Origin of the sequence: Syntrophotalea carbinolica DSM 2380 (assembly GCF_000012885.1) — a bacterium.
Lineage (GTDB): Bacteria > Desulfobacterota > Desulfuromonadia > Desulfuromonadales > Syntrophotaleaceae > Syntrophotalea > Syntrophotalea carbinolica.
In genome coordinates, this window is the sequence record NC_007498.2 from 1,859,341 (window position 1) to 1,882,697 (window position 23,357).

Below are 23,357 nucleotides of genomic sequence, written 5' to 3' on the forward strand. Positions count from 1 at the left end.
GACAGTAAGAATTACTCAGAATGATGTGGGTTGCTAAAAATCTCTGTCCCGTTGATTCATTTTTACCGTCAATTCGGCCAGCCCCGGGGTGAAGTTTTCTTTTTGAACAACGACATCGTCAGGAACAAGAAGATTTGCAGGGGTGAAATTCCAGATCCCTTTGATACCGGAAGCAACGAGAAAATCCGTTGTTTTTTGAGCCTTTTCGAACGGAACGGAAAGGATGGCCATGCGAACCTGAGTTCTTTGGAGCAGTTCACCCAAACGTGTGGTCGGAAAAACAGGTACTCCGTGGAATACTTCTCCGAAAGGTTTCGGATTGTCGTCAAAGGCGGCCAAAATCTTAATCTCGGTTTCCAGAAATGCCCGGTTTTTAAGGAGGAAGGCCCCAATGTTTTCGATGCCAACCAGAAAGACATTAAAATCTTTCCCCCATCCCAAAAAATCCTCTATGCCCTTAATGAGCTCCGTTACGGGGTAACCGATTCGCGGCACTCCACTGACCTGTGTCAACTCGAGATCTTTACGTACCAAGATCGGCTGAGCTTGGGTTTTTTCTGCAAGATAGACAGACGAAACATATTCTTCGCCACTTTCCGACAACTCACGGAGAATTTGAAGATAAGTGGGAAGACGCCTTACAGATGGCAGTTTTTCGACCTTAAAAGGGGCTTTTTTCATAAGGGTCTCTGACCTGCCTCCGGCTAATAGGTTATTGTAGGAGAGAACTCTGTCTGGGACTGTTCAAAAGGGAAATATTCGAAAATTGATTAAATATCAGGCAGTAAATTAGATTTAAATAGTTATTTGAGACAAACAATGCATTGAATATTGAACATTCATTTTATTTTGAGGCTATTGTACAATAATTTTTCATCGAGATAAAGGTCATGTTAGAGCTATTATCGCCGTTGCAGATTTCCAAAAACGGTTGCCGGTCATAAAACTCCTTCCTCCCTAATGTTTTCAAATCCCTCAAAAAGAAAAAGCCCGACCAATGGCCGGGCTTTTCATTTTCCTGTAGGAAGTCGCTTAATTACATAGCGGCCTTATAGATGTCGATGACCTGGTCCAGCGTAGCAGTACGCGGATTGGTCAGCATACAGGCATCTTTCTGTGCATTTTCTGCCATGGTCTTAAGGTCTTCTTCTTTGACATTCAGCTCGGTCAGGCCGGCCGGGATGCCGATGGAAGCGGACAGTTCGCGAATGGCTTCGATGCCGGCGGCAGCAGCTTCGGTGACACTCAGACCCTCGGTGGGTACGCCCATGAAGTCGGCGATGTCAGCGAAGCGATCCGGGCAGGCGATCATGTTGTAGTCGCAAACGGCCGGCAACAGGATGGCGTTGCAGACACCGTGAGGCAGGTTGTAGAAACCGCCGAGCTGGTGAGCCATGGCGTGTACGTAGCCGAGAGAGGCGTTGTTGAACGCCATGCCGGCCAGGTACTGTGCGTAACACATGGCATCGCGAGCGGCGATGTTGGCGCCCAGGGCAACGGCAGGACGCAACCACTCGGCGATCAGACGGATGGCTTTTTCGGCGCAAGCGTCGGTGATCGGAGTAGCGATGGTGGAAACATAGGCTTCCACGGCGTGGGTCAGGGCGTCCATGCCGGTGGCTGCGGTCAGTGCGGGGGGCTTGCCCAGCATCAGAACGGGGTCGTCAACAGCGATCAGCGGAGTGCAGCGCCAGTCGACGATAGCCATTTTAACATGGGTTTCGAGGTTGGTGATGATGCAGAAGCGGGTCATTTCGGAAGCGGTACCCGCGGTGGTGTTGATCGCGATCAGGGGGGTCATGGGAACGGTGGATTTGTTCACACCCTCATAGTCGCGGATGTTGCCGCCGCCGGCAGTAACCAGGCCAATACCTTTGGCGCAGTCATGGGAAGAACCGCCGCCCAGGGAAACGATGAAGTCACAGCCTTCGTCTTCGTAGACTTTTACGCCGTCGTGAACGTTTTTGTCGGTGGGGTTAGGCTCAGCACCGGGGTAAATGACAACCTCAACACCAGCATCTTTGATGTAGCCGGCGATAGTGTCGGCTACACCCATCTTCATCAGGCCGGCATCGGTAACGAGGAGAGCTTTTTTAGCGCCGAGTTCATTGGCTTTAGGGCCAACTTCCTTGGCGCAACCAGGACCCATCAGGGTAACGCTGGGGATGAAAAAGCCGTAGGTAGTTTCTGCGAGATTTACCACTGCCATTTTGAATCCTCCTAATCGAGCGTTGAGGATGAAGGAACCCTATTTATCTTCTGCGAGGTAGACCGTGGCCCTTCATCCAAAAGAGTGAATTCTCCTAGTGGATCATTAAAAAGATAAAATACTTGTGCCGTTTCTCCGGACAACTCAAAGCTCACAGGCGTTATGTAGCCCAGGGAACGTCGGCGCAAAGTGGATCGGTTCGTATCGTTTGTTGGCATGAACTGATCCATCTTCTATCATTGGCAACTTTACATGTCAAGCCTTTAGATAAAAAAATATTCTTTTAAAATCTGCCACCTTTTTACGCGTATCACGAATCCCGTTTAGTGCGGTGGTTGTGAAAAATCGGTGATCTGATGCTGCTTAAAATGTGCGGAAGAGATCTATCGATGACTCATGGAATTGACTATAAGGCTTTGTTTTTAGGTGGATAACAAGTAATAGCTAAAGTGGCTTGTAAAGAGTTACTTATTAGTTCTGATGCTTTATCCAAATAAGGACGAATCCCAACATATGCGGAGACGTTGGGGGCAGGTATGAATTGGGATGTTTGGTAAATCATGCAATCTTGGCTCTGTACCTTTAAATGGGTACCACAGGGAAAAGACGGCGGCTTCACTATCAAAAGTCTGTCTGTCCTATGTCCCCCTCTTTCAAGTCACCAAAAGCCCCTGGCCAGATGAAAGGGGGCTTTTGGTGACTGATGGATGGTGATATTGGGGGATACGAGAAGTCCGCCTTTTTGACCGAATCTGCCTACTCAGCTTTTGTTCTCTGCCAGGTCGTCGAGGATCGGACATTCCGGTCGGCTGTTGCCATGACAGCGATCCGCTAGTTGCTGCAGCGTTCGTTTGAGGGCTTCCATCTCGGCTATCTTCTTTTCAAGTTCGGCGATCTGCTGGAGTGCGATTTTTTTTACATCGCTGCTCGAACGTTCATGGTTGCGCCATAAGGCAAGGAGATCGCGAATACGCGAAACGGGGAAGCCAAGAGCGCGGCCGCGTCGGATGAACTTGAGGTTATGGACCTCCTCTGCCGAGTAAGCCCGGTACCCGTTGGGCGCCCTGGAAACCGGGGCCAAAAGCCCGATGTCCTCATAGTACCGGATCATCTTGGCCGGGACCCCGGAGGCACGAGAGGCCTTGCCTATGGTGAATGTGCCTTTCTCATCCATGACCCGCCTCCTGCCGGATTTCTGCTCTCATCGGTGGCCGGAATCGCCGCAGCCGAAGGGCATTGCCGAGCACGCAGATACTCGATGCCGCCATTGCGATGGCGGCGATCACCGGGGAGAGCAGAACGCCGAAGGCGGGATAGAGTGCCCCGGCGGCAATCGGGATCAGGGCGCTGTTGTAGGCGAAGGCCCAGAAAAGATTCTGCTTTATATTGCGGATTGTCGCCCGGGAGAGGGCGATGGCGTTCGGCACGTTGCGAAGGTCCCCCGACATGAGGACGACTTCGGCCGATTCCATGGCGATGTCGGTGCCCGTCCCGATGGCGATCCCGACATCGGCCTGGGCCAGCGCCGGAGCATCGTTGATCCCGTCCCCAACGAAGACGATCTTGCGCCCTTCCTTCTGTAAGCCCTTGACCGCCTCCACCTTGCCGTCGGGAAGCACCTCGGCGACGACTTCGTCGATCCCCAGGCGCCTGGCGATCGCTTCCGCCGTCCGGCGATTGTCGCCGGTGATCATCGCCACCCGAAGCCCCGCCCGGTGCAGAGCTTCGATAGCCGCCGCCGTCGAATCCTTGATCGGATCGGCTACCGCCAGCACGGCGGCGAGGCGGTCGTCTACGGCGGCGTACAGCGGAGTTTTCCCTTCATCTCCCAGCTGTTCCGCGGTTTGACCGAAAGACCGCAGGTCGATGCCTAGTTGCTTCATGTAGCGGTCGGCGCCGATTTCGATCCGCCTGCCTTCGACCCGGGCGGAGAGGCCGAGGCCAGGATGCGCCTTGAAGTTCTGCGCCTCGGCAAGGGGAAGACCATGGTCCTTCGCGCCTTTCACCATAGCCTCAGCGATGGGATGCTCGGAGAGCCTCTCCGCCGAGGCGATCAGGCGAAGCACTTCGCCCGACTCCCATCCCTCGGCCGCTGCGAAGTTCGTAAGCTCCGGCCGGCCCCGGGTCAGGGTGCCTGTTTTATCCATGGCGATGACCTCGGCGTCGCGCATCGTCTGCAGCGCCTCCCCCCTGCGAAAAAGTATGCCCATGTCGGCGCCCCTGCCTGTGCCCACCATGATAGAGGTGGGGGTGGCGAGACCCATCGCACACGGACAGGCGATGATCAGGACGGCGACGGCGTTGACCAGGGCGTAGGTCAGCGCCGGAGCGGGGCCGAGCAAAAGCCAGGTTCCGAAGGTGACCAGCGCCGCGGCGATGATGGCTGGCACGAACCAGGTGGTCACCCGGTCGGCGAGGGCCTGAATCGGCAGTTTCGATCCCTGCGCCTGCTCGACCATCCGGACAATCTGCGACAGCAACATATCCGCCCCGACCTTTGTCGCGCGGAAGGTGAAGCTGCCCGTCTTGTTAATGGTGGCGCCGACCACCGCGGCGCCCTTTTCCTTGAGGCTCGGGATGGGCTCGCCGGAAACCATCGACTCATCGACATACGATTCCCCGTCAAGGATCTCTCCATCCACCGGGATTTTTTCGCCGGGGCGAACCAACACCGTATCCCCCACGCAAACCTTTTCGACGGCGATCTCCATTTCCTCGCCGCCGCGGACCACCCGAGCGGTTTTTGCTTGCAGGCACATGAGGCGCTTGATCGCCTCGCTGGTGCGCCCTCTTGCGATCGCTTCCATATAGCGGCCGAACAGGATCAGGGTAATGATGACGGCCGCCGCTTCGAAATAGACATGTACCGTTCCTGCCGGAAGGGCGGCTGGAAAGAAGGTAGCCACCACCGAATAACCCCAGGCCGCCGAGGCTCCGAGCATGACCAGGGTGTTCATGTCGGGAGCGCCCCGCTGAAGGGCCGGCCACCCCTTGCTGTAGAAACGCCGGCCGGGTCCCAACTGCACCATGGTGGCCAGGACGAAAAAGAGATAGAAGAGGTTGGAGCGGCCGATGGTGTCCATCAGCCAGTAATGTAGACCCGGGACGAAATGGGAGCCCATTTCGAGAATGAACAGCGGGGCGGTGAACATTGCTGCAACAATGGCCGCGCGCTTCAGGGTGCCAACCTCGCGTTCATGGGTCTCCCGCTCGCGGTCGACCCGATCCGGGGACTTGCCGATTTCTTCAGCGCTGAAACCGAGTGTCCTGACGGCCTCGATGAATGTCGCGGAGGGTGTCGTGGCGAAAAGGGTGTTCACCGTCGCAATCTTGGTGGCCATATTGACAGTAGCTTCCAGGACACCAGGGACGGTCTTGAGAGCCCGTTCCACGCGGCCGGCGCAAGAGGCGCAGCTCATGCCGTCGATTCCCAGTTGGACCGTATGCAGGACAGGCTCGTAACCGGCCGCACGGATCGCTTTTATAACGGCGGCGACATTCGCCGGATTTTCGGATAACTCAAACTTGGCGCGCTGCATGGCAAGGTTCACGGTAACGTTCAGCACCCCGGGCACACTCCGGATGGCCTTTTCAACTTGTCCGACACAGGATGCGCAGTTCATCCCCCTAATCCCTAATTCTCTTGCTTTCATTCTTTTTGTGGTCGACATGGCTTCTCCTTTCTCATGCAAGTCTGGAAGAAGGGTAAACCTTCCCATTGTTGGAAGGTCAAGGAGAAAGTTCACTGGCTTGCCTGATGGGCTGTCATATCTGACAAGTAGTGAATTGACAATTCTGCCTTTTCTAAATCAATGTTGCAATTCAGATTGCAGATGTCTTCGATGTACACAAAAATCTGGCCCTGGACTTGGGCTCTAACAGGTTATTTTTGAATTGCTTTGCGGGAGGCACACTCACTTCCTTGAACTTCATTGAGCAGAAGCATATCAAGAAAAGATTGTAGAAGCTTCGTACGGTAACCGTCGTCTCGCAGGAGGATGGTCAGAGATCGTGTAAGGTTAAGGTGCGTCGATATTTCAACCAGCCATCCATTTTCCAACTCTCGCTGAACGGCAAGTCGCGACAGGCAACTGATCCCCAAACCAGCTTCAACAGCCTTCTTGATAGCTTCCGTATGCCCTAATTCCAGATCGATATTAATGCTGCCGCCAAATTCTGCAAGGGCGGCTTCAAAAACTTCTCTTGTTCCCGATCCCGGTTCGCGCATTATCCAGTTGGCTTTTTCAAGCATGTCGGCAGTTACCGAATTTATCTTGGTTATAGGATGTTCCCGGCCCGCGATGACCACCAACTCGTCATTTCGCCATGGGATAGCTTTAAGAAGGGGGGCATGGGAGGGTCCTTCAATCAGTCCCAGATCAATGTCCCCTCGATCGAGAGAAACCTCGATCTGGTGCGTATTCCCCACCTGGAGAGAAGCCTTGGCATCGGTATAGAGACACGAATATCTGGCAATTAGGGAAGGCAGCAGATAATTGCCGATAGTAGTGCTGGCTCCGATTCTCAAAAGTCCCCTCGGCTGACGCTCTGATTCCGCCAGCAGGTTTTCAAAGCGGGCGACTCTTCGCAAAATTTCCTGCGCCGGTTCTAATAGCAACCGGCCACGGTCATTGAGAATCAGCCGACGTCCCTGGCGAATAAACAATTGCCCGCCGGCATTTTCTTCCAACTCCTTGAGGGCCATGCTGATTGCCGGCTGACTCATTAGCAGTAACTCACCAGACTTTGTAGCCTGTCCTGTTTCGGCAACTTTGGTGAAAACAGCCAGTTTGCGCAACGTAATACTCATAGATATAAGTGTTCCTTATATATAGTGTAAGAATTATTTAGTTTTAATTATATACATGCTCTGTTATTTTCCAAACAAAAATTTGAAAGGAGAAAATCACATGATAGAACAACTCGGGAGAAAGAGCCTGTTTCTGGTTTTGTTGGGTTTGTGCGCTGTTCCCTTTGTCACGACGACGGAGGGTTTGGTGGCCGGCATTCTTTTCAGTATTTTTCTCGGCAACCCATGGGCTGTTGAATCTTCTGCCTGGAGCAAAAAACTGCTTCAGATATCCGTGGTGGGGCTCGGCTTCGGATCGGGGATAGGAGAGGTCTGGAGCGTCGGCAGGGCCTCGGTTGTCTATACCATGGTCGGCATAACTCTCACTCTTGTTTTAGGTAAATTGCTACGAAAAATTTTCCCATCCAGTCCCAAAACCGCCGCTCTTATCGCTTTCGGTACCGCCATCTGTGGCGGCAGCGCCATAGCCGCCATGGCGCCCGTTCTAAAGTCGGAGGACGATGAAACGGCCATAGCTCTGGCCACTGTATTTACCCTGAATGCTGTTGCCTTGCTTCTCTTCCCGACGCTGGGACATTTGTTTGACTTGAGTCAGTATCAGTTTGGAGAATGGGCCGCTCTGGCGATTCATGACACCAGCAGTGTTGTCGGAGCTGCTGCGGCTTATGGCCCCGAAGCCCTGGCTGTCGGAACCACTGTCAAGCTGACCCGGGCTATGTGGATTGCACCGGTTGCCCTCGGAACAGCTTTGGTGCTCAAATCCGATAAAAGGGCCAAGATCCCGCTATTTATCATCGGCTTTGTTGCCGCATCCATGATTCATACCTTTATTCCACAATTCGCTTCCATATATGCGATGCTCGCCGGTGTTGCCAAGCAATGCCTGGTGCTTACCCTGTTTTTGATCGGTGCGGGTTTGAGTAAATCGTTGTTGAAAAAAGTCGGATTCGCTCCGATGGCTTTGGGGCTTACGCTCTGGTTTCTGGTCGGCAGCCTGACGTTGGGAGCCATACTGGCGGGATGGATTCATTGACTCGGAAAACTCTATCCCACGTTTATCCGAAGATACTTTTCAAGACACAACCTCCATAAACCATAATGCTTTATTCAAACTTTACAGTCCTTTACCGCTTTTCCGAGGAACTCAACCCCGTGTTCCACTCTATTTGACCAATAGGAAGCGTTTATGCGAAAGCAATGACGGAAGTTCTTTTTAAGGGTGAAAATCATTCCAGGAGCGATGCTGATGCCATTTTGCAATGCTATCTCGTAGAGTTTGTATGTGTCATAACCTTCAGGTAACTCGACCCAGAGATTGTAACCTCCCCGGGGACGACTCGCTATTGTACCTCCTGGAAAATAAAGTCCGATGACTTCTATAACGCTATCTATTTGCTTGGCATAGGTCCGTCTGACCTTCCTCAGATAAGAATCATACCCACCGTTCACCAGGAACTCGGCAATGGCAAGTTGGGTCGGCGATGCCGTCGCAATATTGGATAGAGATTTGCGCTGCATCAGTTTCTGCATAAATTTTCCCGGTGCTATCCAGCCAACCCTATACCCCGGGGCAAGGGTCTTGGAGAAAGAAGAGCAGTGTAGCACAAGGCCCTTTTGCTCATAGGCTTTCAAAGCGTTGGGGCGGGCTTTTCCGAATGCTAAATCTCCGTAAATATCATCCTCAATCAGGGGGATGTTATTTCTTTCAAGGAGGGAGACAAGCTCCTGTTTTTTTTCTTCGGGCATGAGGCTGCCCAGCGGGTTATTGAAATTTGCAATTACGATGCAGGCCGAAACGTGATTTTGCTTGATGGTATAACTGAGAACATCAAGGTTGATACCTTCGGCTGGGCAGGATGGGATTTCCAATATTTTCAATCCCATCCATTGTATGAACTTGAGAAAAGCGGGATGAACGGGAGTTCCGATGGCTATTGTGTCTCCCTGTCGACACACACACTGAAGGGCGAGAGTGATTGCCTCTATGCACCCCGAAGTAATAATGATGTCGTCTGCTCCCAAGGAACATCCCGCGAGAAAGGAGCGTTTTGCAATCTGGGTGCGCAATCGGGGGATCCCTTGGACATCTGCATAGGAAATACTCTGGATTCCAAAGCGTTTTGATTCCGAAGCGAGCATCCTGGTGAGTTTTTCGATGGGTAACTTATCGGGATTGGGCATGCCGATGCCCAGAGGTAAGAGCATTTGATTGGAAATGGTGTTCATCACCTGTAGCGTTGTGTCCTCAAGAACAACCTGTTTCGGTTTCAGGTTTTCCCGTAGAAGGCCACCGGAGCGTTTAATCCCGTGGGATAAGGCTTGGGGCTTGACATAAAAACCGGATTGAGGGCGGGCTTCGATCAGCCCCATGTTTTCCAGTTGCGCATAGGCCGCCATGACGGTATTGGGACTGATTTTCATTTCTCTGCTGAGAACCCTTATGGACGGTATCCGCTCACCCTGGCGAAATGTACCCTTTCCGATCATTTCCTGAATTTTCTTGCAGACAGCCTGGTATAGCAGCGTTTTGTCCATATTCTACCCCCCGTGTATATCGTCCTACAGAATACCACTTCCCGTAATTTTTATGCAAAAACAGTTGGTCTAAAAAAAGACGATAACAGATGCCGTTTTTTGTAACTGTTATCATCTTTTGGTGCAGAAACTGTGGCTGTCGGTTATCACGTAGAGAATTTATATTGATGCCACACCAACCTAAATACCGATGTAAGGGGAGAAGTTATGGAGTCCTCGGTTACGGTCAAACCTTCTCTGGCCATCACCATTCTCAAGAGCGGACTACACGTTAACGTTCCGATGTTTCTATGGGGACCACCTGGGATAGGTAAATCCCAAATTGTTGCGCAAGTAGCTGCGGATTTGCGCTTACCTTTAATCGATATACGTGCCGTTCTTCTTGATCCCGTCGATTTGCGGGGTGTTCCTTCCGTTGATAACAGCGTCACACGATGGAATCCTCCGGACTTCTTGCCAACAGAAGGGGAGGGGGTACTTTTCCTCGATGAACTGTCCCAGGCGCCCGAATCTGTTCAGAGTTCGTTGTTGCAGCTTGTCCTTGATCGTAAGCTAGGCGAATACTGCCTACCCGATGGATGGAGAATACTGGCTGCAGGAAACAGGGTAATGGACGGCTCTTTTAGCAGGAAAATCAGCAAAGCCCTGGGTTCCCGTTTTGCCACTCACTTGGAATTAGCCGTGGATCTTGATGAATGGTGTGCTTGGGCGGTTGATAACGATGTTCCGGTAGAGATTAGCAGTTTTTTGCGTCTACGCCCTGAATTGCTTCATTCCTTTGATGCCAAGGCCCAGGGGAATTCTTTCCCGTGTCCGCGGGTATGGGCGAATGTCGGTAAATTTCTGGGAACATTGCCTTATGAAGCGGAGTTGCCTTTTTTTGCAGGCGCATTAGGTTTTGGCGCGGCTGCTGAATTCACCTCTTTTTTAGGAATATGCCGGGACCTTCCGGATATAGATGCCATTATGTGCAGTCCGGATGATGCTGAAATTCCCGGAGAGCCTTCAGTGCTCTATGCCTTATGTGGAGCCATGAGCCGGAAAATAAATTCAGAGAATGTTTCACGGGCCTTCCGCTATATGAAACGCTTGCCGACCGAATTTCAGGTCGTTTGGTTGCGCGATGCTCTACGTGCCGAGTCCAAGCTTGCCGGAACCGACGAATTTGCCGATTGGGCCAAAGTTAACGGCGATCTTTTGATCTGAGGGCCAAGGATAATATCCAAAAGGAATGACCGATGGAAAAATCCTCAAAGCTGGCAAAAGCGATTGCGAGGACGGTGCTCGATCACCCTTTTTTCGCTACATTGCTGCTCCGTATGCGGATTTATGAGGATGCAAACACCAAAACCGCCTGTACCAACGGAAGGGAAATCCGATACAACCCGCAGTTTGTCGACTCTTTGCACGTCGATCAGGTGGTGTTTGTTCTGGCCCATCTGGTTATGCATGTTGCCCATTTTCATCCGTTGAGGAGGGGAGGGCGAAATCTCGGCAAATTCAATAAAGCCGGTGATTACGCTATAAACGGAATCCTTAAGGATGCAGGTCTCAGCATGTTGCCTGGCGCTTTATATAAAAAAGAATTCGCCAATCTTGCCGCAGAGCAAATTTATGAACGCCTGCCCGGATCTGCGCGCGAGGAGGAACACGCGGGAACCGGTCGAGAGGACGAAGAAGGTTATCGGGATGATCCCGGTGGATGCGGCGGTTTCGAAGATGCCGGGAACGAATACGGCAAACCGCTGTCAAGGGCAGAGAGGGAACGCGAAGAAGCGGAAATTACCATTGCGATACAGCAAGCTGCCCAGGCCGCAAAAGCTCAGGGGAAATTGCCGGCTTCCCTTGAACGTCTGGTGAACGAAAGTGTTCATGCTATTCTCGATTGGCGGGAAATGCTGAGAAGTTTTATCGATCGTACGGGCCGCAACGATTATTCGTGGAAACAACCGAACCGGCGCCACATTGCCAAGGGGATCTATCTTCCGAGTTTTTGCTCAAACGGGCTCAAACCTCTTGTTGTTGCCGTGGATACTTCCGGCTCGATCGGGCAGAGCGAGTTGAATCAATTTCAGGCCGAACTGAACGATATCCTTCAAAGTTATCCTTCCACTGTCAGTGTGGTCTATTGCGATAGCGACATAACCGGAACGCAGATCTTTACCCCGGATCAATATCCTGTGGAGTTGAATGCGACAGGGTTCGGAGGTACCGATTTGTGTCCGCCTTTTGAGTGGGTCTCTAAAAACGTGCCCGATGCCGGTTGCATAATTTACCTGACAGACCTGCGGGGAAACAGTCCGGACATCGATCCCGGTATTCCAACTCTGTGGGTCTCCACCATCGGTGACCGGGATATCCCATCGCACTATTATCCAAAGTTCGGGCAAATCGCCACCCTTGAATAACTCCGGGAGGTTCGGTTTTCGGTAATGGCCACGAGATGGATCGATAAGAATATCAAGAGGAAAAATGGATAAAGTGATACTTCTTACCTTGTGTCAGCGGGACAGTCTCAGGACGGGATTTCCTGAACTCTCGCGCCAATGTTTTTACCTCGGGACCGGAGAGGTCAACACCAGGCAATATCTATTGCGTTATACAACAACCGTAGAGAATGCTCTCGCTTTACGGTTGATGGGATTATGCTCCTTTGAAAGTCAAGAAATGGAAATATGTCCATAGGGTATAGTCGCGAAGGAGCCAGATCCATTATCCCCATGAGTATTTCTTTTGCCTTTGGATGCCACAGTTGAATAATACCTGAAATAGAGGGCTTATGGTATGTCTAAAAAAAGTTGGGCTCAAATCATGACTATACTTCTCGTCATGGGCATGTTTGCATTTGTCGATATTACCTCAGAGAAAGAAATTCTTTTCCCCGAAATCTTTGTGTCCTGCTATTTCACGAGCGTAATACATTAAATTTATCATTCATCAATGTTTCCTTCTGAAAGTGGAACGTCCATCACGTTCTATACCAGCCATCATACTCTGCATCTAGTGCATCTTCCATTATTTTGACTGTATTGCCCACCGTATTTCGTTTACAAAACAGTTTCTCTAAAAATTATAGAAACAGACCGTTATTCAGAGAACTGTTACCGTAATAATTTGTAACGATTGTCTCTGTCTGTTTTTAACTAAAAAACCTATCTTACATGACATTGGAAGTGGCCTTTTTCTTCAGATTTAACCGTTGGTGATGAAATCTTTAAGGAGAAGGGGTGCCGTCTTTGATTGCAAGTTGTGGTAAGGATTTTTAATTTTAAATTTCATGCGTTTGGGTCTTAAGGGGCTTTCCCGATACAGAAGGGCATAGGCCTCCGGGAAAGTAAATTTCATCATGGCTCACAGAAGGGAGAGATTGAATTTATGCAAACAGGATCAACATGTCAGAAAAGCGGGGAATGCAGAATTCCGGATCGTGCCACGTTGCCGGCAACGCTGTATCGGCAGCTTGCGGATTTCGTAGCTACGCTGCCCACCAAGGAAGGCCATCTGGTAACGGTTCTCCACAAAGCCCAGAGTCTGTTCGGCTACCTGCCTAAAGAAGTGCAGGAGTTCGTCGCCGATCATATGGAAGTATCACTTGCCCAGGTTTACGGTGTTGTCAGCTTCTACACCTTCTTCACCATGATCCCCAAAGGCAAGCATCCCATCTCCGTCTGCATGGGTACCGCCTGCTTCGTTAAAGGTGCTGATAAGGTTGTTGACGCCTTCAAAAACCAGCTTGGTGTTACGGTAAGCGAAGTGACCAGAGATGGTAAGTTCTCCATCGACTGTCTGCGCTGCGTTGGTGCCTGTGCCTTGGCACCGGTTGTTCTGGTCGGAGAAAAGGTCTATGCCAATGTCACGCCTGACCAGGTTAAAGACATTATTGCTGACTTCGATTAATACAGGGAGATGACACGATATGACCAAGATTAATTCTCTGGCGGATCTGCAGGAAAAAGCTGAAAAACTGCAGGCTGCGAAAACAAAAACTATGAACGAAAAGGTAATCGTCAGGGTATCTCTGGCTACCTGCAGTATCGCTTCGGGCGGCAAAGAGCTTATGGCAGCCATGAAAGAAGAGTGTGCCGCCCAGGGCATCGCCAATGTCGTGTTTAAGCAGGTGGGTTGCCAGACGTACTGCTACGCCGAACCCACCGTTGAGATCACTCTACCCGGCAGGGAGCCTGTGACCTTCGGCTATGTCAAAGGCGACAAGGCTAAAGAACTGGTGCAGAAATACATCAAAAGCGGCGAACTGGTCGAAGGTGTCATTTCGACCAACTACGAGCGCGTTGTTTTTTAATACAAGGGGAGAACAGCTATGGCAACTCAGCTTAGAATAGCCACCCGCAACAGCGGGTTTATCGATCCGGAATCCGTCGAGTCTTACATTGCCGTCGGCGGCTACCAGGCTCTGGGCAAATGCCTGTCCAAAATGAAGCCTGCCGACGTTATCGAACTGATGAAAAACAGCGGTCTGCGCGGCCGTGGCGGCGCAGGTTTCCCCACCGGTGTAAAATGGGGTTTTGCCGCCAAGTACGAGTCCGACATCAAGCATGTCGTATGTAACGCCGACGAAGGTGACCCGGGGGCATTCATGGACCGCGCGGTTCTCGAAGGCGACCCGCACAGCGTTCTCGAAGCTATGGCCATTGGCGCTTACGCCATCGGCGGCAACAAAGGCACCATCTACATCCGTGCCGAGTACCCGCTGGCCATTGCCCGTCTGAAAATGGCCATCGAGCAGGCCAAGGAAATGGGCGTGCTGGGCGACAACATCATGGGCACCGATTTCTGTTTCGACCTCGAGTTGAAATACGGCGCCGGTGCGTTTGTCTGTGGCGAGGAAACCGCCCTGATCAACTCCATGGAAGGTAACCGCGGCGAGCCTTACACCAAGCCTCCTTTCCCTGCTGAAGCCGGTTACTGGAACAAGCCGACCATCGTGAACAACGTCGAGACCCTGGCCAACATCCCGGCCATCATCATGAAGGGCGCTGACTGGTTCAACAAGATCGGTACCGAAACTTCCAAGGGCACCAAGGTTTTCTGTATCTGCGGTAAGATCGCCAATGTCGGTCTGATCGAGGTTCCCATGGGAACCACCCTGAAAGAAGTTATCTACGATATCGGCGGCGGTATCCCCGGCGGCAAGGAATTTAAAGCCGTTCAGACCGGTGGACCTTCCGGCGGTGCTTTGACCTACAAAGACCTCGATGCTCCTATCGACTACGAAAACCTCGTGGCACGCCAGTCGATGATGGGTTCCGGCGGCATGATCGTCATGGACGAAGAAGACTGCATGGTGTCGGTTGCCAAGTTCTTCCTCGACTTCACCATGGACGAAACCTGCGGCAAATGTACGCCCTGCCGGATCGGCTCCAAGCGTATCTACGAACTGCTTGACAAAATCACCATCGGTCAGGGTACCGAGGAAGATCTGGAAAAACTGCGCAGCCTGTCGGTGAACATCAAGGACACCGCTCTGTGTGGCCTGGGCCAGACCATGCCTAACCCGGTATTGTCGACCATGCGCGTGTTCGAAGACGAGTACCGCGCGCACGTCATCGACAAGAAATGTCCTGCCGGCGTTTGCGCCGAACTGCTCGAATACACTGTTGTGGACCAGAAGTGCGTTGGCTGTACCCTGTGCGCCAAAGTCTGCCCGGTTAACTGCATCAGCGGTAAGCCGAAAGAAGTCCATGTCATCGACCAGGCTGCATGTATCAAGTGCGGCGCATGTCTGGACAAGTGTAAGTTCGACGCCATCATCAAACAGTAACGAAAGGAGACATTCCAGATGTCTATGATGAATATAACCATCGATGGTAAAGCTACTCAGGTGCCGGCGGGTAGCACCATACTGGACGCGGCCAAAAAGCTTGACGTCCACATCCCCACCCTGTGTTTCCTGCAGATGGACGAAATGAAATTCAACAACATGACGGCTTCCTGCCGTATCTGTGTTGTTGAAGTGGAAAAACGCCGCAATCTGGCTCCCGCTTGCGCTACTCCGGTCATGGACGGCATGGTTGTCAAAACCAACACCATCCGCGTTCTCAATGCCCGTCGCAGCGTTCTCGAGCTGATGCTTTCCGACCATCCCAAGGACTGCCTGGTATGCGCCAAGTCCGGCAACTGCGAACTGCAGGATCTGGCCGAAGCTTTCGATATTCGCGAAATCGGCGTTTCAGGAGCCATGTCCACCTATCGCCGGGACGCATCCCCGGCCATCATCCGCGATATGGACAAATGTATCCTGTGCCGTCGCTGCGAAACCATGTGTAACGATGTTCAGACTTGCGGCATTCTTTCAGGTGTAGACAGGGGGTTTAATGCCGTGGTCGCTCCTCCGTTTGAGATGAATCTGGAAGATTCCGCCTGTACCTTCTGCGGGCAATGTGCGGCCGTTTGTCCGGTAGGCGCACTTGTTGAGCGTGATCATACTTGGGATGTCGTTACCGCTCTTGCTGATCCTGAAAAAGTAACCGTGGTGCAGACGGCACCGGCAGTACGGGCCGCCCTTGGGGAGGAGTTTGGAATCGAAGCCGGAACTTCCGTGACCGGAAAGATGGTTGCGGCATTACGGCAAATAGGTTTCGACCACGTATTCGACACCGACTTCGCGGCCGACCTCACTATCATGGAAGAAGGTTCCGAATTCCTCGATCGTTTGACGCGGCATCTCGATGGCGACACGTCAGTCAAGTTGCCCATCATGACTTCGTGCTGCCCTGCGTGGGTAAAGTTTTTCGAGCATCAATTCCCCGACCTCCTCGATGTTCCTTCGACCGCTAAATCGCCGATGCAGATGTTCGGTGCCGTCGCCAAGTCTTATTACGCAGAACTTCTCGGTATCCCCCGCGAAAAGATGGTTGTGGTCTCGATCATGCCTTGCCTTGCCAAAAAATACGAATGTTCCCGGCCGGAATTTATGGTCGATGGGAATCCTGACGTGGATATTACCCTTTCGACCCGTGAGTTGGCGCGTTTGATTAAACTGATGAATATCGAATTCAACGCCTTGCCCGATGAGGATTTTGATGCTCCTCTGGGCTATTCGACCGGTGCTGCCGTCATTTTCGGTGTTACCGGCGGCGTTATCGAAGCCGCCTTGCGAACCGCCTATGAACTGCATACGGGAGAAAAACTGGACAAAGTAGACTTTGAAGATGTTCGCGGCATGGATGGCGTTAAATCCGCGAAGGTACAGGTTGGCTCTCATACCTTGAACATAGGCGTTGCACATAAACTCGGAAATGCACGGAAACTTCTCGAAGAAATCCGGGAAGGCAAGTCCCAATATCATGCGATTGAAATCATGTCGTGCCCGGGTGGGTGTATCGGCGGTGGCGGCCAACCTTACCACCATGGCGATGTCGAACTCCTCAAAAAGCGTACGGCGGCGATCTATGACGAGGATTTGGCCAAACCGGAAAGAAAGTCCCACGAAAACCCCTATATCGTTGAACTGTATGAAAAGTATCTGGGGAAACCGCTCAGTGAAAAAGCGCACCACTTACTGCATACCCATTATTTCAAGAGATCCAAGTTTTAGGAAAAGGAGTGCTGAAGTTCCCACTTTAAAGTGGGAACTTCAGGCGCTCAAAAGGATTGCGGTAAGGGTTTAAATGAAGGGGCAAAACGACATGAGCTTATCGGATCGTCAGGAAGGGCGGACCCCTGAAAAAATATTGTGTGAGGTGATTCATCTATGCGCCGATTGCGACGCTTGTCGTGACATGATGGGGGAGGATTGCGCTTTTTTTATTGAACTTTATCGCCTGAACGACCAGAAACGGGAAAGTGGTATACCCATCAGCGAAAAACAGCTACGTTACCTGGCCGAACTCTGCACTTTCTGCGGCCTGTGTCCCTGTCCGCAGGTACCGATGGATGTGATGGAGGCAAAAAGCCTCTATGTCGACAAGGAAGGCATGGCCCTGGCAACCCGTCTTCTCAGCGATGTTCCATTCATGGCCCGTCTTTGCGGAACTTTTCCCAGGCTATCTCAGGCTTTGCAATCGAATCGATTCACCGGAGCAGTGTTACGAAAGGCGGTCCGCATTCATTCCGACCGGAACCTGCCGGTCTTTCCCAAAGATGATTTTTTCCGTTGGGCGGCAAAGCATGGTCTTGATCGCCCGCAAGACGGTAATAACCGCGTTGCCTATTTTGCCGGTTGTACCGCAGGTTACCTGTTTCCGGCCATAGCCCGCAGCGTCGTTGAGATATTGCAGCATCATGGCGCAACGGTATATGTACCCCCTCAGCAATGCTGTGGCATGCCGTATCTTGTGGAAGGCGACCGTAAGCGTACCCTGGGACTGGCTCGGGCCAATATGGATGGCTTGCTAGGAACTCTCCGGGATGGCTATGAACTGGTCTATTCTTGCCCGACCTGCGGTTACTTTTTAAAAAACCTACTCAAGGACCGGGCTTACTACTCCGGAATGTATCAACAATCGGTCGATGCCAGGGATGGAGAAATCAAGGTTCCCGCGCCGGAAAAAGGGAAGAACCAGTTCTGGACTCTTAGAAAGTCCGCATATCGCAATATCCTGAAGGATGACGGATACTTTTCATCCATTAATCCCATGGAACGAATAGAACTCTCCGATCATCTCCAAGATTTCGGACTGTTTCTGAGACGTTTGCAGGCCAATGGCCAGCTGGATACAGACTATTCCCGCGTATCCGGACCGATGGTTTATTTTGCTCCATGCCATTTGCGAGAGCAGAAAATCGGCCGGCCGTATCTCGATCTCCTGAAAATGATTCCCGGACTCGATATCCAGGAGATCGGTAACGATTACGATTGTTGTGGGATGGGCGGTGTTTTCGGCTTCAAGGAACATTTCCACCAGAAGTCACTCGACCTGGGTAGAGCGTTGATGGAAAAGATCCGTGCGCAAAACCCCAGAGCCATTGTGACGGACTGTATGAGTTGCCGGTTGCAGTTCAATCACTGTTTGCCATATCCGGTCTTTCATCCGGTGGAAGTGCTGGCCCGGGCCTATAAAGGGACAGTAGAGGAAGGGTGAAGTGAGATTGTCAAGTTATCGGCAATTTCAAGTGGCCGAATTTTAAAACGATAGGAAGTATTCAAATGACCAAGGAATTAATTCTTCACTGGTTAAAGACCACGGATGCAAGACAAGTCGCAAGACTATGGAAAGCTGCCGATGATGTCCGCCGGCAATATGTCGGAGACGACATCCTTCTCCGGGGACTTTTGGAGTTTTCCAATTTTTGTGACAGGAATTGTTGGTACTGTGGCCTTAGGGCGGATAATACGACGGTTGAACGCTATAGGATGTCGGAAGATGAGATCCTTGACTGTGCGCATAAAGGAATGCGGTATGGCTATGGCACCATAGTACTGCAGTCGGGTGAGGATTATGGGATGTCCGCCGCATGGATGGAAAACGTTATCAGGAGAATAAAAAGGGAGACAAACCTGGCGATTACCTTAAGTCTCGGGGAGAGAGCCGGAGCCGAGCTATCCTGTTGGAAAACAGCCGGTGCGGATCGATATCTTCTGCGTTTTGAAACCTCTAATCGGAGCCTGTACGACCAAATACATCCCCGGTGTGGCGAAAAAGGCGGCGATCGCATCGCCCTTCTTAAAAAGCTTGAAGAACTCGGATATGAGGTGGGCAGTGGGGTCATGGTCGGTATTCCCGGCCAGACGTATGAAGACCTGGCGAATGATATCGAACTTTTCCGGTCTCTCGGTTTGTCCATGATAGGGGTAGGGCCCTACATTCCCCATACAGGTACTCCCCTTGGATATGCAGATAAATTGATGACGGTACCCGACGGCGAACAGGTTCCCTGTTCGGAAGAGATGCCATACAGGGTTATTGCCTTGACGAGACTTGTGTGCCCGTCCGCAAACATCCCGACAACAACAGCTCTGGCAACCTTGAATATTTCCTATGGCAGGGAGTTGGGCTTGTCCCGGGGAGCAAATATTGTGATGCCTAATCTAACCCCTAAAAAGTACAGGCCCATGTACGAAATTTATCCCTCAAAGGCCTGTATTGATGAGACTGCTGCTGATTGTCGAGTATGTATGCATCGTCGCATAGCCTCGATTGGTCGGACAGTCGGGCGATAACAACATATGTTCGAATTTAGATATAAACGAATCGATGGCATGCCACTTTCTTGATAGAAACAATCCTCTCCTTGTTGATGTTAAGATATCTGTCACGCCATTGATATGGGCCTCCAAAATTGTATGCCTCCCATTTTGGAGGCCCTTTTAATTCCCTCGACGGGACCGGTAGGTGTAGCCAGAGCGTCCAGCAGCCTTCAAGGTGGAGCTAACTACTTCGCGAGTTCTCCAAGGGTGGGATATCTTCTGAAGGTCGGAGACAATATGCTTGATGGCTTCCTTGTGGTTGAGGCCGCCAGCAACATATTTGTCATAGGACTTGACCAGGCGATCACGGTAGGCAGCTTTCAGGTCTTCAGCTTCCTGGTTGATCGATGAGGATTTAGTACGAGCCAGAGCCCGGGCAATGGTGCTGTGACGGTCAGTGGTTCGAAAGAACCCGGCAAGGGAATCAAGGAAGAAACAGTAGGATCTGACCAGCTCCGCAGGAAGGACAACGGTAACGGCTACCTGGTCGTCATCCAGAGCTTCAACGGTCAGTTGTTCACGAAGAAAGGACAGCGAAGGTATCATGAGATACCCCCGCAGAAATTGACCCTAACAAATGTTGGGTCGGATAAGATATATTATGTAAACCAATATAAAATTTAACCTGCATCAGACAGGTAGTATTTTTGATACTCACCCAAGGCTCGCTAATTCAAGGCGATCCCCCCAACGGTCCTTAAGAGCTTGTCGTAATTCGGCGTAATGATCGGAGGTCAAAAATCCGGGGTCATTCGCAATACTGAAAGCTTCCTGCCGTGCCTGTTCAAGGATACGGCCGTCGCGGATCAGGTTGGCTACACGAAAATCGGGTAACCCGGACTGCCGCGTACCCAGAAATTCACCGGGACCTCTGATCTCGAGGTCGGCTTCGGCGATTTTAAATCCGTCCGTGGTTGCCTCCATGACGTCAAGACGACGTAACCCATCTTCACTGCAACGATGCGATCTGATCAACAGACAATAGCTTTGATGCTGGCCGCGTCCGACTCGGCCGCGCAATTGATGTAACTGAGCAAGACCGAAGCGTTCCGCATGCTCAATCATCATGACAGTTGCATTGGGAACGTCGATGCCGACTTCGATCACGGTTGTGGAAACCAGGATGTCGAGTTCCCCGGCTTTAAAGCAGCGCATGATCGCTTCTTTGTCGGCTGGACGCATTTTTCCATGCAGAACACCGATCCGTTTATCGGGAAAAACCTTCTCCTGCAAGAACTCGGCGCCCTCGGTCGCCGCCATGAGATCGCTTTTCTCTGTCTCTTCAACCAAGGGGTAAACGATGTAAGCCTGCCTGCCTTCGACAAGTTCGTTCCTGATGGTTTGGTAGGCCTGCCGCCGTTGCTGATCGACGATGACTTTAGTGTTAACCGGTTGCCGACCGGGAGGCATCTGGTCAATGACCGATAAGGCCAGGTCGCCGTATACGGTGAGTGCAAGGGTACGTGGAATGGGCGTCGCGGTCATGACCAACAAATCGGGATGCTTCCCCTTTTTGCGCAGGCAAGCCCGCTGCAAGACACCGAAACGATGTTGTTCATCGATGATGCCGAGCCCGAGTGCTGCGAATTCCACATCGTCCTGCAATACTGCGTGAGTACCCACCACCATGTCGACGGTGCTGTTTTTCAGTTGTTGAAGGATTTCACGGCGTTGAGCTGTCGGCGTAGATCCGGTTAAAAAGACGACGCCTAGTCCGAGGGCCTTCATCCAGCCCTGAAATTGAAAAAAGTGTTGCTCTGCGAGAATTTCTGTCGGCGCGACAACGGCCACCTGGGTCCGGTTTTCGATGGCGACCAGAGCGGCCATAAGGGCCACGACCGTTTTGCCGCTGCCGACATCCCCCTGAAGCAAACGATTCATCGGGTGTGGCGACATCATGTCGCGCTTAATTTCCCCCAGCACTCTGCGTTGGGCCTCAGTCAGACGAAATGGCAGCATCCCGGCCAAAGGTTTGGTGTAGATATGATCGAGCTTAAAAGCATGACCTTCTTCGAGTAAAACCCCACGCCGTTTTAAAGCCATGCCGAGTTCGAGATAAAAGAGTTCGTCAAACACCAGGGTCCGTCTCGCCGGACTCATCCCCTCTTCCAGTTCTTTTAATGAGGAATCAGAGGATGGGAAGTGTACCCGCCTGAGAGCATCCGACAACGGCATGAGGTTTTGTCGTTTGCGTATCTCATCAGGAAGCGGAGCCACGACGTATTCGGCATAGCGGTCAACGATCTGTTTCCAGATTTTACGGATGGTTTTTTGGGTCAGTCCTTCGGTAAGAGGATATACCGGGAGAATCCGGCCAAAGCTGAGCGGATCGGATTCCAGCAACGATTGCGGGTCTTGCCCTTCGCGCAGGAAATCGACATCCGGATGATGAATTTCACGGATGGCCCCGAACCTCTTGACTTCACCGTAAAAAATACCTCGACGGCCCAGCGGATACTGCTTTTGTATCCAGGTTTTCCGGTAATGAAACCATTTGAGACTGATGCTGCCACTGCTGTCTCCAACGATAACTTCAAAGAGTTTTCGGCGCGAGCGCGAGGTTGTTTTTTCGGAGGCAGCAAGGACTTCACCGACGAAGATCTCTTTGCAATCCGGTTTTAATTGAGCGATGGGAGTGAGACGGCGACGGTCTTCGTAGCGAAAAGGCAGGGTATAAAGGGCGTGTTCAACAGTGAAAACCCCCATTTTGGCAAATTTTTCGACCAAACGGGGACCAACCCCCCGGATGGTATCCAGGGGAGTTCCAAGAAATTCATGGCATTGCTTGTAAGTGGGCTTAAGGGACATGCCCCCTGCCCTCCTTAGTCGTTGTCGATGGCAGCGTTGAGATCCTTTAACAGGGCATCGACATCAACACCATGGGCATTGGCTCCCTGCTCAAGAGTTTCGAACTTGGCGACCGCGCATCCCAGGCATCCCATCTGATATTTCATAAATACCTGGACGACAGGCTGACCATAGTTAAGGATTTCGCTGAATTTCATATCTTTGGTGATTTTGTCGCTCATAATCTTTTCCTTTGAAGGACGTTATCGAAAAGGATAGCCGTCTATTTTACATATATGCAATGTTGACGACTTCATAGATTTTCAGTCCGGAAGGAACCTTGATCCGGACTTCGTCATCCAGGCGATGTCCGATCAGTGCCCTGCCGACCGGCGAGGTGACAGAGATTTTGCCGTGTTTGAGATCAGCTTCATCTTCACCGACGATTTTATAAGTTACTTCACTGTCCGTATCCACATCGAACAAGGTAACGCTGGCGCCGAAAACGATTTTATCCGTGACGACATCGCCGGGTTTAATCACCTCGGCGCGTGCAATTTTGTCGTTCAGCTCTTTGATGCGTCCCTCGATAAAACCCTGCCGGTTTTTGGCGGCATCGTATTCGGCATTTTCGGAAAGATCCCCATGGCTGCGTGCTTCCGCGATATCCTGGACCACTTTGGGGCGTTCGACGCGAATAAGATGCTTTAGTTCGTCTTGGAGACTACGGTAACCTTCTTCAGTCATAGGTACGCTTTGGGACATGGTTCGCTTTAACCCTCTTCTGTAAAAATCAGCGGGCGGGTAAACCCGCCCGGTAGTTTAACTTATATTTGGTTTATTACGTCTAAGATACTCGAATGCCGCCA

Annotated in this window: 19 protein-coding genes; 9 read left to right on the plus strand and 10 right to left on the minus strand. The window is 51.5% G+C overall.

The features are described from left to right. Positions 1-33: 33 nt before the first annotated feature. The 5 genes from PCAR_RS08885 to PCAR_RS08905 form a co-directional block, all read right to left on the minus strand. Positions 34-681 carry a redox-sensing transcriptional repressor Rex gene (locus PCAR_RS08885; RefSeq protein ID WP_011341321.1) on the minus strand — a complete coding sequence of 216 codons (648 nt, stop codon included), beginning with the start codon at positions 679-681 and terminating at the stop codon, positions 34-36. A 355-nt stretch (positions 682-1,036) separates the two neighbouring features. Next, complete coding sequence (mdh, locus tag PCAR_RS08890; protein WP_011341322.1) at positions 1,037-2,209, minus strand: iron-dependent methanol dehydrogenase; 1,173 nt, start codon at positions 2,207-2,209, stop codon at positions 1,037-1,039. A gap of 760 nt (positions 2,210-2,969) precedes the next feature. Continuing rightward, entirely contained in the window at positions 2,970-3,383 is a 414-nt protein-coding gene (gene cueR, locus PCAR_RS08895; protein ID WP_011341325.1) for a Cu(I)-responsive transcriptional regulator, read from the minus strand. Continuing rightward, entirely contained in the window at positions 3,376-5,880 is a 2,505-nt protein-coding gene (locus PCAR_RS08900) for a heavy metal translocating P-type ATPase (protein WP_011341326.1), read from the minus strand. Before PCAR_RS08900 ends, cueR begins: the two co-directional genes overlap by 8 nt. A gap of 212 nt (positions 5,881-6,092) precedes the next feature. After that, positions 6,093-7,019 carry a LysR family transcriptional regulator gene (locus PCAR_RS08905; protein WP_011341327.1) on the minus strand — a complete coding sequence of 309 codons (927 nt, stop codon included), beginning with the start codon at positions 7,017-7,019 and terminating at the stop codon, positions 6,093-6,095. 100 nt (positions 7,020-7,119) lie between these two features. On the opposite strand from PCAR_RS08905, the gene PCAR_RS08910 reads away from it, so the two are divergent. Further along, entirely contained in the window at positions 7,120-8,052 is a 933-nt protein-coding gene (locus tag PCAR_RS08910) for a YeiH family protein (protein ID WP_011341328.1), read from the plus strand. 74 nt (positions 8,053-8,126) lie between these two features. Here the strand turns inward: PCAR_RS08910 and PCAR_RS08915 are convergent, their stop codons facing one another. Continuing rightward, positions 8,127-9,554 carry a PLP-dependent aminotransferase family protein gene (locus tag PCAR_RS08915; RefSeq protein ID WP_011341329.1) on the minus strand — a complete coding sequence of 476 codons (1,428 nt, stop codon included), beginning with the start codon at positions 9,552-9,554 and terminating at the stop codon, positions 8,127-8,129. 207 nt (positions 9,555-9,761) lie between these two features. Here PCAR_RS08915 and PCAR_RS08920 point away from each other — a divergent pair, with 207 nt between their 5' ends. From PCAR_RS08920 to hydE, 8 genes are all read left to right on the plus strand, one after another. Beyond that, positions 9,762-10,760 (plus strand): AAA family ATPase, encoded by a 999-nt coding sequence (locus PCAR_RS08920; protein ID WP_011341330.1) that lies wholly within the window; start codon positions 9,762-9,764, stop codon positions 10,758-10,760. Positions 10,761-10,792: 32 nt separating this feature from the next. Then, positions 10,793-11,962 (plus strand): DUF2201 family putative metallopeptidase, encoded by a 1,170-nt coding sequence (locus PCAR_RS08925; RefSeq protein ID WP_011341331.1) that lies wholly within the window; start codon positions 10,793-10,795, stop codon positions 11,960-11,962. Between the two features lie 967 nt (positions 11,963-12,929). After that, positions 12,930-13,451 (plus strand): complex I 24 kDa subunit family protein, encoded by a 522-nt coding sequence (locus PCAR_RS08930; protein WP_011341333.1) that lies wholly within the window; start codon positions 12,930-12,932, stop codon positions 13,449-13,451. A gap of 19 nt (positions 13,452-13,470) precedes the next feature. Continuing rightward, complete coding sequence (locus tag PCAR_RS08935; protein ID WP_011341334.1) at positions 13,471-13,854, plus strand: (2Fe-2S) ferredoxin domain-containing protein; 384 nt, start codon at positions 13,471-13,473, stop codon at positions 13,852-13,854. A gap of 18 nt (positions 13,855-13,872) precedes the next feature. Continuing rightward, positions 13,873-15,333: an NADH-ubiquinone oxidoreductase-F iron-sulfur binding region domain-containing protein gene (locus PCAR_RS08940; protein WP_011341335.1), complete on the plus strand. Its 1,461-nt coding sequence runs from the start codon at positions 13,873-13,875 to the stop codon at positions 15,331-15,333. A gap of 18 nt (positions 15,334-15,351) precedes the next feature. Then, on the plus strand, positions 15,352-17,109 hold the full coding sequence (locus PCAR_RS08945) for an NADH-dependent [FeFe] hydrogenase, group A6 (RefSeq protein ID WP_011341336.1): 1,758 nt from the start codon (positions 15,352-15,354) through the stop codon (positions 17,107-17,109). A 91-nt stretch (positions 17,110-17,200) separates the two neighbouring features. Further along, complete coding sequence (locus tag PCAR_RS08950; protein ID WP_041531319.1) at positions 17,201-18,595, plus strand: heterodisulfide reductase-related iron-sulfur binding cluster; 1,395 nt, start codon at positions 17,201-17,203, stop codon at positions 18,593-18,595. Positions 18,596-18,660: 65 nt separating this feature from the next. Then, entirely contained in the window at positions 18,661-19,674 is a 1,014-nt protein-coding gene (hydE, locus tag PCAR_RS08955; RefSeq protein ID WP_011341338.1) for a [FeFe] hydrogenase H-cluster radical SAM maturase HydE, read from the plus strand. 147 nt (positions 19,675-19,821) lie between these two features. Here the strand turns inward: hydE and PCAR_RS08960 are convergent, their stop codons facing one another. The 4 genes from PCAR_RS08960 to greA form a co-directional block, all read right to left on the minus strand. Further along, on the minus strand, positions 19,822-20,247 hold the full coding sequence (locus PCAR_RS08960; protein ID WP_011341339.1) for a hypothetical protein: 426 nt from the start codon (positions 20,245-20,247) through the stop codon (positions 19,822-19,824). Between the two features lie 108 nt (positions 20,248-20,355). Continuing rightward, positions 20,356-22,509: an ATP-dependent DNA helicase RecG gene (gene recG, locus PCAR_RS08965; protein WP_011341340.1), complete on the minus strand. Its 2,154-nt coding sequence runs from the start codon at positions 22,507-22,509 to the stop codon at positions 20,356-20,358. Positions 22,510-22,523: 14 nt separating this feature from the next. Beyond that, positions 22,524-22,730 carry a DUF1858 domain-containing protein gene (locus PCAR_RS08970; RefSeq protein WP_011341341.1) on the minus strand — a complete coding sequence of 69 codons (207 nt, stop codon included), beginning with the start codon at positions 22,728-22,730 and terminating at the stop codon, positions 22,524-22,526. 46 nt (positions 22,731-22,776) lie between these two features. After that, entirely contained in the window at positions 22,777-23,253 is a 477-nt protein-coding gene (gene greA, locus PCAR_RS08975; protein WP_011341342.1) for a transcription elongation factor GreA, read from the minus strand. Between the last annotated feature and the right edge of the window lie 104 nt (positions 23,254-23,357).

Coding starts and splice junctions, on each gene's coding strand:
- hydE (WP_011341338.1), top strand. CDS start 18,661: ATGACCAAGGAATTAATTCTTCACTGGTTAAAGACCACGGATGCAAGA.
- PCAR_RS08960 (WP_011341339.1), bottom strand. CDS start 20,247: ATGATACCTTCGCTGTCCTTTCTTCGTGAACAACTGACCGTTGAAGCT.
- PCAR_RS08915 (WP_011341329.1), bottom strand. CDS start 9,554: ATGGACAAAACGCTGCTATACCAGGCTGTCTGCAAGAAAATTCAGGAA.
- PCAR_RS08920 (WP_011341330.1), top strand. CDS start 9,762: ATGGAGTCCTCGGTTACGGTCAAACCTTCTCTGGCCATCACCATTCTC.
- cueR (WP_011341325.1), bottom strand. CDS start 3,383: ATGGATGAGAAAGGCACATTCACCATAGGCAAGGCCTCTCGTGCCTCC.
- PCAR_RS08885 (WP_011341321.1), bottom strand. CDS start 681: ATGAAAAAAGCCCCTTTTAAGGTCGAAAAACTGCCATCTGTAAGGCGT.
- PCAR_RS08940 (WP_011341335.1), top strand. CDS start 13,873: ATGGCAACTCAGCTTAGAATAGCCACCCGCAACAGCGGGTTTATCGAT.
- PCAR_RS08900 (WP_011341326.1), bottom strand. CDS start 5,880: ATGTCGACCACAAAAAGAATGAAAGCAAGAGAATTAGGGATTAGGGGG.
- PCAR_RS08905 (WP_011341327.1), bottom strand. CDS start 7,019: ATGAGTATTACGTTGCGCAAACTGGCTGTTTTCACCAAAGTTGCCGAA.
- PCAR_RS08970 (WP_011341341.1), bottom strand. CDS start 22,730: ATGAGCGACAAAATCACCAAAGATATGAAATTCAGCGAAATCCTTAAC.
- PCAR_RS08945 (WP_011341336.1), top strand. CDS start 15,352: ATGTCTATGATGAATATAACCATCGATGGTAAAGCTACTCAGGTGCCG.
- PCAR_RS08935 (WP_011341334.1), top strand. CDS start 13,471: ATGACCAAGATTAATTCTCTGGCGGATCTGCAGGAAAAAGCTGAAAAA.
- PCAR_RS08910 (WP_011341328.1), top strand. CDS start 7,120: ATGATAGAACAACTCGGGAGAAAGAGCCTGTTTCTGGTTTTGTTGGGT.
- recG (WP_011341340.1), bottom strand. CDS start 22,509: ATGTCCCTTAAGCCCACTTACAAGCAATGCCATGAATTTCTTGGAACT.
- PCAR_RS08930 (WP_011341333.1), top strand. CDS start 12,930: ATGCAAACAGGATCAACATGTCAGAAAAGCGGGGAATGCAGAATTCCG.
- PCAR_RS08950 (WP_041531319.1), top strand. CDS start 17,201: ATGAGCTTATCGGATCGTCAGGAAGGGCGGACCCCTGAAAAAATATTG.
- PCAR_RS08925 (WP_011341331.1), top strand. CDS start 10,793: ATGGAAAAATCCTCAAAGCTGGCAAAAGCGATTGCGAGGACGGTGCTC.
- greA (WP_011341342.1), bottom strand. CDS start 23,253: ATGTCCCAAAGCGTACCTATGACTGAAGAAGGTTACCGTAGTCTCCAA.
- mdh (WP_011341322.1), bottom strand. CDS start 2,209: ATGGCAGTGGTAAATCTCGCAGAAACTACCTACGGCTTTTTCATCCCC.